Source organism: Streptomyces sp. NBC_00207 (assembly GCF_045160965.1).
GTDB lineage: Bacteria > Actinomycetota > Actinomycetes > Streptomycetales > Streptomycetaceae > Streptomyces.
Window position 1 is genome coordinate 7,031,911 of record NZ_CP130715.1, and the last position, 13,426, is coordinate 7,045,336.

14 protein-coding genes are annotated in these 13,426 nt (G+C 74.1%); 6 read left to right on the forward strand and 8 right to left on the reverse strand.

From position 1 onward, the window contains the following. Positions 1–129: 129 nt before the first annotated feature. Positions 130–882, reverse strand: coding sequence for an aminoacyl-tRNA hydrolase (locus OG472_RS32835; RefSeq protein ID WP_405832505.1), 753 nt, complete (start codon positions 880–882; stop codon positions 130–132). 71 nt (positions 883–953) lie between these two features. On the opposite strand from OG472_RS32835, the gene OG472_RS32840 reads away from it, so the two are divergent. From OG472_RS32840 to OG472_RS32850, 3 genes are read left to right on the forward strand one after another with little or no spacing between them, the layout of a single operon-like run. Then, on the forward strand, positions 954–1,625 hold the full coding sequence (locus OG472_RS32840; RefSeq protein ID WP_383573719.1) for an AIM24 family protein: 672 nt from the start codon (positions 954–956) through the stop codon (positions 1,623–1,625). Next, entirely contained in the window at positions 1,622–2,431 is an 810-nt protein-coding gene (locus OG472_RS32845) for an ATP-binding cassette domain-containing protein (protein ID WP_401613981.1), read from the forward strand. Before OG472_RS32840 ends, OG472_RS32845 begins: the two co-directional genes overlap by 4 nt. Further along, positions 2,428–3,078 (forward strand): ABC transporter, encoded by a 651-nt coding sequence (locus OG472_RS32850; protein WP_405832506.1) that lies wholly within the window; start codon positions 2,428–2,430, stop codon positions 3,076–3,078. The genes OG472_RS32845 and OG472_RS32850 overlap by 4 nt, the downstream gene beginning before the upstream one ends. Before the next feature lie 31 nt (positions 3,079–3,109). Here the strand turns inward: OG472_RS32850 and OG472_RS32855 are convergent, their stop codons facing one another. From OG472_RS32855 to OG472_RS32865, 3 genes are read right to left on the reverse strand one after another with little or no spacing between them, the layout of a single operon-like run. Continuing rightward, positions 3,110–4,096 (reverse strand): TolB family protein, encoded by a 987-nt coding sequence (locus tag OG472_RS32855; RefSeq protein WP_405832507.1) that lies wholly within the window; start codon positions 4,094–4,096, stop codon positions 3,110–3,112. Continuing rightward, positions 4,093–5,346 (reverse strand): MFS transporter, encoded by a 1,254-nt coding sequence (locus OG472_RS32860; protein ID WP_401613894.1) that lies wholly within the window; start codon positions 5,344–5,346, stop codon positions 4,093–4,095. Before OG472_RS32860 ends, OG472_RS32855 begins: the two co-directional genes overlap by 4 nt. Continuing rightward, on the reverse strand, positions 5,346–6,695 hold the full coding sequence (locus tag OG472_RS32865) for a discoidin domain-containing protein (protein WP_401613896.1): 1,350 nt from the start codon (positions 6,693–6,695) through the stop codon (positions 5,346–5,348). The genes OG472_RS32860 and OG472_RS32865 overlap by 1 nt, the downstream gene beginning before the upstream one ends. Positions 6,696–6,963: 268 nt before the next feature. Here OG472_RS32865 and OG472_RS32870 point away from each other — a divergent pair, with 268 nt between their 5' ends. Next, positions 6,964–7,164, forward strand: a complete 201-nt coding sequence (locus tag OG472_RS32870) for a hypothetical protein (protein ID WP_383573729.1) — start codon at positions 6,964–6,966, stop codon at positions 7,162–7,164. A gap of 16 nt (positions 7,165–7,180) precedes the next feature. Here OG472_RS32870 and OG472_RS32875 read toward each other — a convergent pair whose 3' ends face one another. The 3 genes from OG472_RS32875 to OG472_RS32885 all read right to left on the reverse strand — a co-directional run bounded on the left by OG472_RS32875 (position 7,181) and on the right by OG472_RS32885 (position 10,213). Next, positions 7,181–8,113: a polysaccharide deacetylase family protein gene (locus tag OG472_RS32875; protein ID WP_405832509.1), complete on the reverse strand. Its 933-nt coding sequence runs from the start codon at positions 8,111–8,113 to the stop codon at positions 7,181–7,183. Positions 8,114–8,200: 87 nt separating this feature from the next. Further along, positions 8,201–9,556, reverse strand: coding sequence for an alkaline phosphatase PhoX (locus OG472_RS32880; protein ID WP_401613901.1), 1,356 nt, complete (start codon positions 9,554–9,556; stop codon positions 8,201–8,203). Positions 9,557–9,637: 81 nt separating this feature from the next. Then, positions 9,638–10,213: a hypothetical protein gene (locus tag OG472_RS32885; protein ID WP_405832511.1), complete on the reverse strand. Its 576-nt coding sequence runs from the start codon at positions 10,211–10,213 to the stop codon at positions 9,638–9,640. 254 nt (positions 10,214–10,467) lie between these two features. Here OG472_RS32885 and OG472_RS32890 point away from each other — a divergent pair, with 254 nt between their 5' ends. After that, positions 10,468–11,781 carry a cytochrome P450 gene (locus OG472_RS32890; RefSeq protein WP_405832512.1) on the forward strand — a complete coding sequence of 438 codons (1,314 nt, stop codon included), beginning with the start codon at positions 10,468–10,470 and terminating at the stop codon, positions 11,779–11,781. Between the two features lie 27 nt (positions 11,782–11,808). After that, positions 11,809–12,903, forward strand: coding sequence for an amidohydrolase family protein (locus tag OG472_RS32895; RefSeq protein ID WP_405832514.1), 1,095 nt, complete (start codon positions 11,809–11,811; stop codon positions 12,901–12,903). A 58-nt stretch (positions 12,904–12,961) separates the two neighbouring features. Here OG472_RS32895 and OG472_RS32900 read toward each other — a convergent pair whose 3' ends face one another. Further along, positions 12,962–13,387 (reverse strand): OsmC family protein, encoded by a 426-nt coding sequence (locus tag OG472_RS32900; RefSeq protein ID WP_401613908.1) that lies wholly within the window; start codon positions 13,385–13,387, stop codon positions 12,962–12,964. Positions 13,388–13,426: the final 39 nt, after the last annotated feature.

Below are 13,426 nucleotides of genomic sequence, written 5' to 3' on the forward strand. Positions count from 1 at the left end.
CGCCCCCTCTCAACGCATCGTGTCGTGTGCCGATGTCATGGCCCCGACCGAGTCGAGCCAACCGCAGCAGGGGACGTTCAGAGGAACATTTGAGGTTCCCGCGAACACGGGGCTGTCGGACCGGCGCCGTCAGAGCCGGGCGCGCAGCGCCGGGTGGTCGGCCACCACCGTCGCACTGCCCGGCGCGATCTCGGTGAACCCGGCGTCGCGGACCACCGGCAGCCCGCTCCCGCCCAGCTCCGCCCACCGCTCGCGCGCGGCCGTCCGTACGGCCAGCCGGAAGCCCGATTCCCGCCAGGCGGCGCGCTCCGCGCCGGTCAGCTCCCACCACGCCAGCTGCGCCGCGTGCCCGGCCTGGGCCATCGCCTTGCCGGCCGACATGTCGAGGCCGGGGTTGAGCCACAGCACCGGCAGCGCCGGGTCCTCGACCGCGGCCACCGGCTCCGGGTCGTCCAGATCGGTGCCCGACACCTGGAGCTTCGCGAGTTCCTTGGGCCAGCCGTCCAGGGGCACCGGCGGAAAGACCCGTACCTCCGAGGTGTCACCGTGCACCGTGACACCCGGCAGGGTCTGCGCCTTGCGCCACTCCGCCCCGCGGGCCCGGCGGACCACCTTGCGGATCCGCGCGTCCTGCCAGTCGCGGACCGCCTCGGCCCACTCGCCCTCGCCCTGCGCCCGCTCGTCGGTGAGCAGGACCAGCACCGCGCGGGCCGCCGTCTCCAGGGCGTCCGTCCGGGCCGGCGGCTCGGCCTTCTCGATCCGGACCACCAGCGGCAGGACGAACTGCGGGGCCTCGTCGCGCAGGGCGTGCTCCTGCCGGAAGGGGCTGTCCGCGCCGACCGCGGGCACGTCGGAGATGTCGTTCGTGTGCTGGCTGCTCATCCCGCCAAGGATGCCAGGCTCCACCTCAAGGAGGATGCCCCGGGTGCCGGCCGCGGGTGAGGATCGGCGGCATGAAGAGTGATCTTTTCGCGTCCGAGAACCTGGCCCAGGCCGCCGTCACCCCTGGCATGAGCCTGCAGAACGCCAAGTCCGTCAAGTACAACGTCAACGGTGAAATGCTGGCCCGCCAGGGCTCGATGGTCGCCTTCCGCGGCAACCTCCAGTTCGAGCGCAAGGGCCAGGGCATAGGCGGCATGCTCAAGCGCGCCGTGACGGGCGAGGGCCTGGCGCTCATGTCCGTACGGGGCCAGGGCGAGGCCTGGTTCGCCCACCAGGCGGCCAACTGCTTCATCATCGACTTCGAGCCGGGCGACGCCCTCACCGTCAACGGACGCAACGTGCTCTGCTTCGACCCGACCCTGTCCTACGAGATCAAGATGGTGAAGGGCGCCGGCATGACCGGCGGCGGCCTCTTCAACAGCGTCTTCACCGGCACCGGCAAGCTCGCCGTGATCTGCGACGGCAACCCGATCATCATCCCGGTCACCGCCCAGGCCCCGGTCTACGTCGACACGGACGCCGTGGTCGGATGGAGCGCCCGGCTGGAGACCGGCCTGCACCGCTCCCAGTCCGTCGGCTCGATGATCCGCGGCGGCTCCGGCGAGGCCGTCCAGCTGATGCTGCGCGGCGAGGGCTTCGTCATCGTCCGCCCGAGCGAGGTCACCGAGACGGTGGCGCACTGAACCTCACCGGCGTGGGCCGGCGTTACAGACGGCGCGGGCCCTGGGTGCTGCGGGGGGTCTCGCTGGAGCTGCCGCCCGGCACGCTGGTCCGGATCGAAGGCGGCAACGGCGGCGGCAAGTCCACCCTGCTACGGCTCGTCGCCGGCATCGAGGCCCCGACCGAGGGGCGCGTCAGCGGCCGCCCGCCCCGCACCGGCTACGTGCCCGAGCGCTTCCCGGCGGCGCTGCCGCTCACGGCCGCCGGCTACCTGGCCCACATGGGCCGGGTGCACGGGCTGCCGCGCGCCGAGGCGGCCCGCCGGGCGGCCGACCGGCTGGAGCGGTTCGGTGCCGCCGCGTACGCCCGCACCCCGATGGCCGAACTGTCCAAGGGCAGCAGCCAGAAGGTGGCCGTCGCGCAGGCCCTGCTCGCCGAACCGGGGCTGCTCGTCCTCGACGAGGCGTGGACCGGCCTGGACGGCTCCGCCCGCGAGGAGCTGGACCGGGCCGTCGCCGAACGCACCGCCGCCGGAGGCACGGTGGTGTTCGTCGACCACGACCCGCGGCGGCTCGCGGGCGCGGCCGACGCCCACTACCGGGTCGAGGGCGGGGCACTCGTACCGGCGTCGGCGGCGACCGGGCCCCGTGTACGGATCCACGCGGTCGGCCCGCCCGGCCGGGCCCTGCCCCCGGACCTCACCGCCTCGCCGGCACCCGGCGGGGGAGTGCTGCTCACCGTGGAAGCCGCACGCTCCGACGCGGTCCTGCGCGACCTGCTCACCGCCCGGCCGCCCTGGCACGTCCGCGCCGTGGAGGAACTCCCTTGACCGCCCTGCTCCGTTACCAGGGCGCCCTGCTGCTGCGCTCCCAGCGCTGGCTCGCGCCCCTCATCACCTACGCCGCCTTCGTGGCCGTCGGAATCCGGCCGGGCGACCCGGTGCCGGACTCCCTCGGCCTCGTGGCCGCCGGACTGGTCCCGGCCACCGCCTGGCTGGTCCGGATCTGCGTGAGCGCCGAACCGGACGCGGCCCGCGACTGCACGGCCGCCGCGGCCGGTCCCGTACGGGTGCACGCGGCGGCCCTGCTCACCGCGTCGGCCGGGGCGCTGATCGCCGGAGCCGGGGCGGCGGCCGTGGCCCTGCTGACCGGCGACCGGGCCGGCGCCGACCCGGGCACGGCCGCCCTCGCCGGGGCCCTCGCGATGGCGGCCTGCACACTGACCGGCGCGGCCGTGGGCGCCCTGTGCAGCCGCCCGCTGATCCGCCGCCGGGGCTACGCGGTCCTGGCCGGCACCCTCGGCTCCCTGCTCGCCCTGGTCCTCGCGGTCTCCCCGGCCCGCGGCGCGGTGTCCGCCCTGGTCGCGGCGGGACGCTCGGGGACGGTGCCACTGCCGCTCACCGCCCTGGCGGGCGCGCTGCTACTGGCCGCCGGGGCCGGCACGACGGCCTGCCTGGCCGCCGCGCGGCGGCGCTAGGCCGTCTCCGCCGGTATCCGAAAGAGACGGCCTAGCCGACGTTCGCGGGGGAGGAGCCGCCCGGAACGAGGAGGCGGGGCGGGCCCGTTCCGTCGGCCGGGACCGACCAGACGTCGCTCGCGCGGCCGTCCTGCCCCGGCAGGGCGTAGGCGACGGTCGAGTCGTCCAGCCAGGCGGCCTGGTCGTCGACGCTGCGGGATTCGGCCGACGGGTGCTCGCGCATCGTCGCGAGGTCGAGGACGTACAGCCGCCAGGGTGCCCGGGGGTCGTCGGAGACCTTCTTCTTGAAGGCGACGCGGGTGCCGTCCGGGGACAGCGAGGGGCATTCGGCGTTCTCCCGCAGTGCCTTGGCCGACCAGGCGCGCAGGTCGCCCTCGACGAGGTGGGTCGCGCCCCGGGTGGAGACGGTGGCGTAGAAGCGGTTGTCGTCGGCGGCGAAGGTCACGCCCCAGTAGTTGACGTCGGAGTCGTGGTGGCGGGCCCCGCCGAGGGTCAGCGGGATCTGCTCGACCGACTTGATCAGATAGCCGGTGCGCAGGTCCAGGATCGCCGTCCGCGTGGAGAAGGCGGCGGTGTTGTAGGAGTCGCCGGTCGTGAAGGTGGTCCAGGACAGGACCTGGCCCGAGGGCGAGACACGGGCCCGGTTCGGGATGCCGGGCACGGTCACCTTGCGGACCTCCCGCATGCGCCGGTCGAGTACGAGGGCTTCCGTGCGGGCCGGGACCCCGGGCAGCTTGCGCAGGCACAGGGCGTGGTCCCCGGCGGTGTGGAAGCGGTCGCAGGACGGGCCGCCGGTCACGCGCGCCCCGCCCGGGCCGTCCTGGCGCGCGATCCGCCCGCCGGCCGTGTCCCGGAAGTAGAGGCCGGGCTCCCCGATGCCGAAGGAGGCGTCGGCCTGCTGCCCGGGCGGCCGTTCGCGGTGGCGCGCGTGCAGGACGTAGCCCAGCGAGCCGCCCGCCAGCAGCAGGACCGCGGTGACGACGAGGGCGAGGCGCAGCCGGCGGGACGGGGGATTCACGGGGCCTCCGGGGCGGTCGGGGGAGCGGGAGCGGCGGGCATGATGCGCGCGGCGGCCGCGAGCGCCCCGGCCAGCGCGAGGGCCGCGGCCCAGAGAGCGGGCCGGGGTCCCCAGAAGGTCCACGCCGCCCCGAATCCGGCGGCGCCCAGCAGCCGGGCCAGCGCCTGGCCGGTCTGCAGCACCGCGAGCCCGCCCGCCCGGCCGGCCGCGGGCAGCGCGGGCGCGGCGAGCGCCATCAGGACCCCGTCGGTGGCCGCGTAGAAGACGCCCAGCAGGGCGAGCACTCCCACGACGGTCGGCAGGGAGACGGGGGCGAGCAGCAGGCCGTACGCGCAGAGCAGAGCGCCGTGCCCGAGCAGGAAGGCCGTCCGGCGCCCGGCCCGGTCGGCGAGCCGGCCCGCGGGCACGGCGAGCAGGAGGTAGACGGCGGCGGCCCCGAGCGGCAGCAGTGTGAACAGGGCGGGCGGCAGGTCGAGGCCGCGCAGGAGCAGCAGGTAGAGGAAGGCGTCGCCGATGGTGGTGGCGCCGAGCAGGGCCGCGGCGCAGAGCACGCGGCGGAACGCGGGGTCGCGCAGGACCGACCGGCGCGGCGCGCGGGGCGCGGCCGGGGGAGCGGCGGCCGGCCCGGGCGCCGCCGGGACGTACACGACGAGCAGCAGCACACCGAGCAGGCCGGTGCAGAAACTGACGGCGAACACCGCGTCGTAGGCGTCGGCGGTCGCCCACAGCACGGCGAACGCGGCGAGCGGCCCGAGGAGGGCGCCCGTGGTGTCCATGGCGCGGTGCACGCCGAAGGACCGGCCGAGGCCCTCCGGCGGCCCGCTGAGCGAGATGAGGGCGTCGCGCGGGGCGGTGCGGATGCCCTTGCCCAGCCGGTCGGCGGCGAGCGCGGCGGCGATCCCGCCCGTGGCACCCCCGGCGAGGAGCAGCCCGAGCCGGGAGAGGGCGGACAGCAGGTAGCCGGCGCCGGCGACCCGCTTGTGGTGGCCGCGGCGGTCGGCGAGCCGGCCGCCGAGCAGCCGTACGAGGGCGGTGGCCCCGTTGAACATCCCGTCCAGGAAGCCGAACTGGAGGGGGGTCAGGCCCAGGCCCAGGACGAGGTAGAGCGGCAGCACCGCGGTGACCATCTCGGAGGAGACGTCGGTGACGAGGCTGACCGTGCCGAGCGCGAGGACGGCGGCGGGGACCCGCCGCCCGGCCCCTGGGGGGCGGGGCGGCGCGTCCGGGCGGCCGTTGGCGGCCAGGTACATCAGTGGCAGCTGTACTTCGGGCTGGTGTCCTTGACCTGGCCGTCGGTGGCGACGTAGGTCCACCCGTAGCCGGAGTCGGTGAAGTCGAGCTTCACCACGCCGTACGGTCCGCTGATCCGCTTCTGGCTGTTGGGCTGGACCTCCTCGATCGGGTAGGGCTCGGCGCCGCCCATCCCGCCGACGATCTCCACGATCCCGTCGGCGGTCGCCCGGCCTTCGGGGTCCTGCGGGGCGAACCGCTCGTAGTGGTGGTCGTGCCCGTTCAGGACCAGGTCGGCCTTGGCGGCGTAGAGGATCTTCCAGACCGGCTTGGAGACCGGGTCGTTGCCGTGCCCGCCGGACGAGTACAGCGGGTGGTGCCAGTAGGCGGCGACGCACTGCCTGGTGTTGGCGGCGAGGTCGGCCTTGAGCCAGGTGAGCTGGGCGGCCTGGTCGAAGGAGTTGGAGTCGAGGGCGATGAAGTGCCAGTTGCCCTCGTCGAAGCTGTAGTAGCTCTTGCCCTGCGGGTAGGCGATGCTCCCGAAGTACGACTTGTAGCCGGCGAGCGGGCCGGCCGGGTCGTAGGTCTCGTGGTTGCCCGGGACCGGGCGGGTCCTGGCCTTGAAGGCGCCCCAGGTCTTGTCGTAGTAGGCGCGGTAGTCGGAGAGCCGGGCGTCGTCGTACTGGTTGTCGCCCATCGTCAGGTAGAACTTCGGGTCGATCCGCTGGGCGAGCGCGGCCGTCTTGGGGTGCGCGCAACCGCTGTCGGACGCGGTGCACTGCGCGGCGATGTCACCGGCGGCGACGACCGTGAAGGCGCCGCCCGGCGGCGGCCCGTCCCCGGCGGTGCCGTACACCTCGGCCTCGAAGAGCGAGTAGCCGTACGAGGTGCCGCGCGCGGTGCCCTGGACGCGCAGGTAGCGGCCCTTGCCGGACAGGCCGGTCCAGTCGTCGGTGCCGCCGTTGCCGGCGCTCTCGCCGGCGAGCGTGGTCCAGGAGGAGCCGTCGGCGGAGATCTCGACGCGGTACGCCTTGGCGTAGGCGGCCTCCCAGGTGAGGCGCACCCGCGAGACGGTGGCCCCGGCGCCGAGGTCGACCCGGATCCACTGCGGGTCCTTGCCCTCGGCGCTGGCCCAGCGGGTGGCCGGGTCACCGTCGAAGGCGTTCTTCGCGCCCAGCGACGAGGTCTCGGTGGAGGACGCGGTGGCGGGCCTCCCGCGGGATATGAGGGGGTCGGCGGCGGCCCCGGCGCGGTCGGGCCAGGCCAGGAGGAGCCCGCCGGCGAGCGCGAGCGAGATGACACCGGCGAGGAGGAGGGTGCGGAGTCTGCGGGGTAACAGAGGGGGCCGGTCGGAGGTGTTCGGGCGCATACCTGGAACTCCCTGCTTCGAGGGGGCGGCGAGAGCTGGACACTGGCGCGGGCGGCGCAGCGCCCGCCCGCGGGCGGGCAGGGGGCGGCGCCGCGGCGGCCGGGTCAGAGCTCTCGCTGAGCGCGTCATGCCCGTGGGGGTGGGCACCGCGCCAAGCCGCCGCCCGGGACCTTAACAGGAAGGAAAGTTTCCTACCAGTGCTCCGGCAGCAGTTCTCCAGAGGCCGTTCGCCACCGGAGGTTCCCCCGCCGCCGGTAGGCTCGTACGCATGGACCAGCCGGACGAGACCCCGCCGACCGCCTCGTACTGCCCCGCCCCCGCCGCCCCCGCCGGGCGGGTGGACGGCCCGCCCTACGCGGACTGCCTGGAGTGCGGCAAGCCCACCGAGTACGGGGTCGCGACACCGGGCGTGGTGCTCTGCCCGGTGTGCGAGTGGCAGGACGCCCAGCGCACCGCCTGTTCCGGCTGAGGGGCCCGGCCGCCGGTCACTTCCCGATGAGCTCGGAGACCTTCACGAACCGGTAGCCGCGCTTGCGCAGCTCCGGGACGATCTTCCGAATGGCCTCCTCGGTGACCGGGGCGGCGCTGCGCGTGCAGTGCATGACCACCACCGAGCCGGGCTTCACCCCGGCGAGCACCTGTTCGGCCACCGCGTCCGGGTCCTTCGCGAAGGCGTCCCCGCTGACCACGTCCCACTGGACGGCCGTGACCTTGGCCGTGGACAGGGCCCGCAGCGCCTGGTCGTCGTAGCAGCCGCCGGGGAAGCGGAAGTACGGCACGGTGTTGACGGCCCCCGCCTGCCGGAAGGCGGCGAAGGCGCGGTCCACGTCGGCGCGGGCGGCGGCGCCGTCGAGCGCCGGCAGCCCGTAGCAGGGGGACTTGAAGGCGTGGTGGCTGTACGAGTGGTTCGCGATCTCGAAGTTCGGGTCGGTGCCGATGGACTTCGCCTGGTCCGGGTACTCCTCGGCCCAGCGGCCCGTCATGAAGACGGTCGAGGGAACCTTGAGGGTGCGCAGGGTCGAGATCAGCTGGGGGTTGTCGAAGCGTTCCCCGTCGGCGGCGCGCGGCCCCTGGTCGGAGGTCATGTCGGCGTCGAACGTCAGCGCCACGGTCTTGTCCGTCTGCTGCTTCGCGCGCTCGAAGACGGGGGTCAGGCCGTTCGGGCCGGGGGCCAGGGTCGGGGCCTTGGCGGGGGCGCCGGCCTGCGGGGAGGCGGCCTGCGTGGAGCCGGCCTGCGGGGAGGCGGGCGCACCGTTCTGCGGGGACGCGGTGGCCGGGCCGGAGGCCGAGGCGGCGGGGGTGCCCATGCGGGCTTCGCGGCCGGCGTCCGACGCGGCGCCGCCCCCGCATCCCGCGAGGGCGGCACCCAGCACCGCCGTGACAGCCGTGGCAGCTGCTTTTCGTACGGAAATGGTCACGTACGCAAACTATATGACTATCCGACAATGAAGGTTCACGACAGGCGGTCACGCAGTCGTGCAGTCATAAAGTCATATAAATCAGGGTCAGCGCCAGGGGCCCGTCACCGCGAAGGTGGTGCCCGGACTGTAGGCGTTGACGTACATCGTGTGCCCGTCGGGGGAGAAGGTGACCCCGGCGAACTCCCCCCACTCCGGGGCCCCCGGCCGCCCGATGTCCTCGGCGTTGCGGGCCACCGGATAGACCTCGCCGCCCTCCGTCACGCCGAAGACGTACTGGGCCCCGCCGCCGTCCTCGCACACCATCAGGCCGCCGTCCGGGGCCAGGCAGATGTTGTCGGGGGAGTCCCCGGGCAGCGCGACGTCGGCGGCCGGCCCGAAGAGCACGTCCAGCCGGAGCCGGGCCCGGCGCGGATCGTAGAACCACACCTGCCCGTGGTGGTCGGCGGACGCGCCCTCCCCCGTGCGGGCGAAGCTGGAGACGAAGTGGACGCCCGAGCCGCCCCAGTAGCAGCCCTCCAGCTTCTGCGCGTGGGTGATCCCGCCCGGCCCGAAGTCCTGGAGCCGGATCGGCGTCCCGGCCGCGGAGGGGTCCGGCACGGGCACCCACTCCACCGGGAACTCCGCCCCGGGCTCGTCCACCACGGCGAGGTCCGCGATCCCCGGCACGCGCAGGGCCTCCAGGGCGCCCCCCGCCCGCAGCGAGCCGAGCCCCCCGAGCGGCCGCGCCGGCAGGAAGCGGTAGAACAGCCCGAAGGGCTTGACGAAGGCGTCCTCCGTCTCGTAGACGACCCCGCGGTACGGGTCCACGGCGACGGCCTCGTGCGCGAAGCGGCCCATCGCGGTGAGCGGGACCGCCCCCGAGCGGTGCGGGTCGGCGGGGTCCACCTCGAAGACGTAGCCGTGGTCCTCGGTGTAGCCGGAGGTGCCCGCGCGGTCCTCGGTCTCCTCGCAGCTCAGCCAGGTGTTCCAGGGGGTCCGGCCGCCCGCGCAGTTGACGGCGGTGCCGGCGAGGGCGACCCGCTCGCCGGTGACCTCCCCGGCCGCGTCGAGGTCCAGGGCCGTGCAGCCGCCCAGGGCCCCGGGGTCGTACGTCAGCCCCGGCACGGCGGGGACGCGCAGGGCCGCGGTGGTGCGGTTCTCGTGGTTGCGGACCAAGCGCACGCGGCCGCCGCCGGCGTCGAAGGCGGCCATGCCGTCGCAGTTCGCCGGGACGGCGCCCTCGCCGGAGCGCAGGGGAGAGCCCGCGCGCGAAAGCACCCGGTAGCCGAACCCCGCGGGGAGGTCGAGCAGCCCGCGCGGGTCGGGGAGCAGCGGTCCGTACCCCCGCCCGGCGCCGGCGGCCCGGGCCGGGGCGGGGGAGCCGCCGGCGAACAGCGCGCCGAGCGTCCCGCTGAAGGCGATCGCGCCGGCGGCGAGCAGGCTGCGTCGGGTGACGGACATCGGCGGCTCCGGGCGGTGTTCGGCGGCGGTGTTCGGCAGCGGTGTTCAGGAACGGCGTCAGGAACGGCGTCAGGGGCGGTGTCAGGGCCGGGTGGTGCCCGGGAGGCAGGTCACCGCCGGGTTGAAGCTCTCGAACAGGCCGCGGGGGTTCTCCTTCCAGAGCCACAGGTGCAGGGCGTAGTGGACGGGCTGGCCGGGGAAGTTGCCGGCCTTGGGGCCCTTGAACGGGACGCCGAACAGCGTGGGGCGGTCGTCGTCCGTGGTCAGCTTCTGGTCGCGGTCGTAGACCAGCCACTGGACCCCGACGAGGCGTTTGCCGCCGCGCCCGTCGTCCTCGTAGTACAGAGCGGCGGGCTTCGCCGGGTCGAGGGAGTTGTCGTACGCGTGGTTGAAGTGCGGGTAGCCGAGCGCGCCCGTTCCCCCCGCCTTGTCGAAGACGCAGTACTTGTCCGGCTTGTAGCCGGCCGCCACCGCGTTGGCGTGCACCTGGTACCTGGCCGTCGCCCTGTAGACGACGGCCCGGTCGGCCACGGCCCGGCCCACGCCCCGGTCGGCGTCGGGGCGGGGCACCGCGGCGGACGAGGCGGCGGGAGCGGCGAGCGCCGCCACGGTGAGCGAGGCGGCTGCGGTGAGGGCCAGGGCGAGACTGCGGGCCATGCGCGGGCTCCTTGCGACGGGCTGGCAAGAGACCACCTACCCCTTCCCCGGGCCGCCGCGCCCGCCACCCACCCGGCCCCGGACGGCCGACCGCCGATCGGCTGAGGGGCGGCCGGGCCGCACGCGGACGACCTCGTACCCGGCCCCGTCGCCTCACTCGAACGGGAACGGCGCCGTTTCGCGGCGCACCCGCACGGGGAACCCGTGTGTCCGCAGAAGGCCAGTGCGAGCGAGTGCGACGGAGGGTGCGGAACATGGCGCAGCAGGATGCGGCACCGAACGGCGGCGGAGAGCTGCAGGACATCGTCTCGGCCGTGTCCAGGGGCGCGCCGGAATACCGGCAGTGCCCGCACCCCATGTACGCCGCCCTGCGCGAGCAGGCTCCGGTGTGCCGGCTGACTCCGCCCCACGGGGTCGACACCTACCTCATCACCCGCCACGACGACGCCCGCGACGCCCTGTCGGACCCCCGCTTCAGCAAGAACATGCGCGGCGCCATCGACACCTACCACGCCGTGTACGGCAGCTTCTTCGACGCGCTCGACGACAACGTGCTCTTCTCGGACCCGCCCCGGCACACGCGCCTGCGGCGCATCCTGCGCAGCGCCTTCACCCCCCGGCGGGTGGAGGAGATGCGCCCGAGGATCACCGAGATCGCCGAGGACATCCTCGGCGCATGCCGGAAGGCCGGGACGGTCGACCTGATGGCCTCGTTCGCGTTCCCGCTGCCCATCGCGGTCCTGTGCGAACTGATGGGCATCCCGCAGGAGGACCGCCCGGAGATCCTGGAGCAGTTCGCCGTGGTGACGCGCTCCCGGTTCGACCCCGGTAGGAAGGCGGAGCTGAAGGCGGCCGAGGAGCGGCTGCAGCACCGGCTGGAGCGGCTGATCGCGGACACGCGCGAGCACCCGTCGGACTCCTTCCTCAGCGACCTCATCCAGGCGGAGGAACGGCTGGAGGACCCCGAACTGGTCGCGTCGCTGTGGGTGCTGTTCTTCGCCGGCCACAAGACGACCGCCTACCAGATCGGGAACTCCGTCCTCAACCTGCTGCTCCGCCCCGACCAGGCGGCGAAGCTCCGCGAGGACCCCCGGCTGATCCCGCGGGCGGTCGAGGAGATGCTCCGCTTCGAGGGTTCGGTGGAGACCTCGACCTTCCGGTACGCGGCGCAGGACGCCCGGATCCGGGACACGCTGATCCCCGAGGGCGCCCTGGTGCAGATCGCGATCTCCTCCGCCAACCGGGACCCCGAGAAGTTCGACTCCCCGGACGAGCTGGACGTGACGCGCGAGGGACTCCAGGGGACGCACCTGGGCTTCGGCCACGGGACCCACTACTGCCTGGGGGCGCCGCTGGCGCGGCTCGAACTCGAGATCGCGCTCGCCTGTCTCCTGCGGGAGTTCCCGGACATGGAGCTCGCGGACGCGCGGGAGACCGCGGGTGCGTGGCTCAAGGGGCCGGTGGCGGCGTTCCGGGGGCTCGAACACCTCCGGCTCGTCCTGGAGCCCTCGCGTCCGGGCGGGGAGCCCGGCGAGCCGACCCTGGCCTCCGTGGCCTCCGGAAAGTAACCCAGACCCGATGGGCGGTGGACCGGCATGACGGATTCCGTGAGCACTCCCGCACTGCGCCTCCTGGGCACTCCGGCGGACGAACTGCGCATCGCCGCGGTGGGCACCAGTGAAGTCATCCGCGTCGCGCGGGGTCCCTCCGCAACGGGCCCGGACACGGCCCGCGCGATCCATTCGAAGATCGACATGCATCATCACTACTGCGCTCCGCAATGGCGTGAATGGGCCGTGCACCACGGGCTGATCACGCAGGAACAGCTGCCTCCGTGGACGCGGCTCGACATCGGGGACGCGATCCGCTTCATGGACGGCGCGGGCATCACGACCGCCGTCCTCAAGCCGATGCTGCCGGCGCGCCACCGGTCGTCGGCCCAGCTGCGCGAAGCCGTCAACATCACGCTGCAGTCGATGATCGAGGTGGCGGCCTCGCATCCGGGCAGGTTCTCGTACTACGTGCCCCTGTTCCTGGACGACCCGGAGGCCTCCTCCTGGGCCGTGCGCCGCGGCCTCGGGCAGCTCGGCGCCGTCGGAGTGAACGTGACGGCCAACTACGGGGGCGTCTACCTCGGGGACCCCTCCTACGACCGGCTGTTCCACGAGCTGAACGAGTTCTCCGCCGTCGTGGACACCCACCCGCACAACCTGCCCGGCTGCCCGCCCGGCGCGTCGACGGTCCCGGGCATTCCGAACTTCATGTGCGACTTCCTGCTGGACACCACGCGCGCCGCCGTGAACATGATCAGCAACCGGACGCTGGACCGCTTCCCGGACATCTCCGTCGTCCTGCCGCACGCCGGCGGCTTCCTCCCGTACATCGCCACACGCCTGCAGGCCCTCGGACGGTTCTGCGAACCGCGTGTCGAACCGGCCGCCGTCCGCGACCACCTGAGCCGCTTCTACTACGACACGGCCGGCCCCATGGCGCCCGCGGCGACCCTGCTGGAGCACGTGCCGGCCGACCACGTCCTCTTCGGCACCGACTGGCCCGCCGCCCCCGCCGACACGGTCACGGAGCTGGCGCTCCCCGCTCTCGACGCGGACCCGGCCTTCACCCCGGAGCAGCTGCAGGGGATCTTCCACGGCAACGCGATGCGCCTGATCCCGCAGCTGGCGACCGCCTGACGGGAGTGCGGGCCGCACGGCGCGGCCCGCGCCCCCGTCGGGGCGGGAGCGGGGAGGATCAGGCGAGCTTGGCGCTCAGGGTGATCGTCGTACCGGTCAGGGCCTGGCTGACGGGGCAGTTCTTCTTGGCGTCCTCGGCCGCGGCGACGAACCCGTCGTTGTCGAGGCCGGGGACCTCGCCCTCCACGGTGATGTGGATGCCGGTGATGCCCTCACCGGGCTGGAAGGTGACGTCGGCCTTGGTCTCCAGCCGGGTGGGCGGGGTGCCGGCGCCCGCGAGGCCGTGGGACAGCGCCATCGAGAAGCAGCTGGAGTGGGCGGCGGCGATCAGCTCCTCGGGGCTGGTCTTGCCGTTCGCGGCCTCGGTACGGGCGGGCCAGGAGACGTCGTACGAGCCGAGGCCCGAGGAGTCGAGGGTGACGACGCCCTTGCCCTTGAGCAGGTCGCCTTCCCAGACGGTGTGCGCGTGCCGCGTGGTGGCCATGGGTGATCCCTTCGCAGAAGCGGAAACGGCCGGACACCG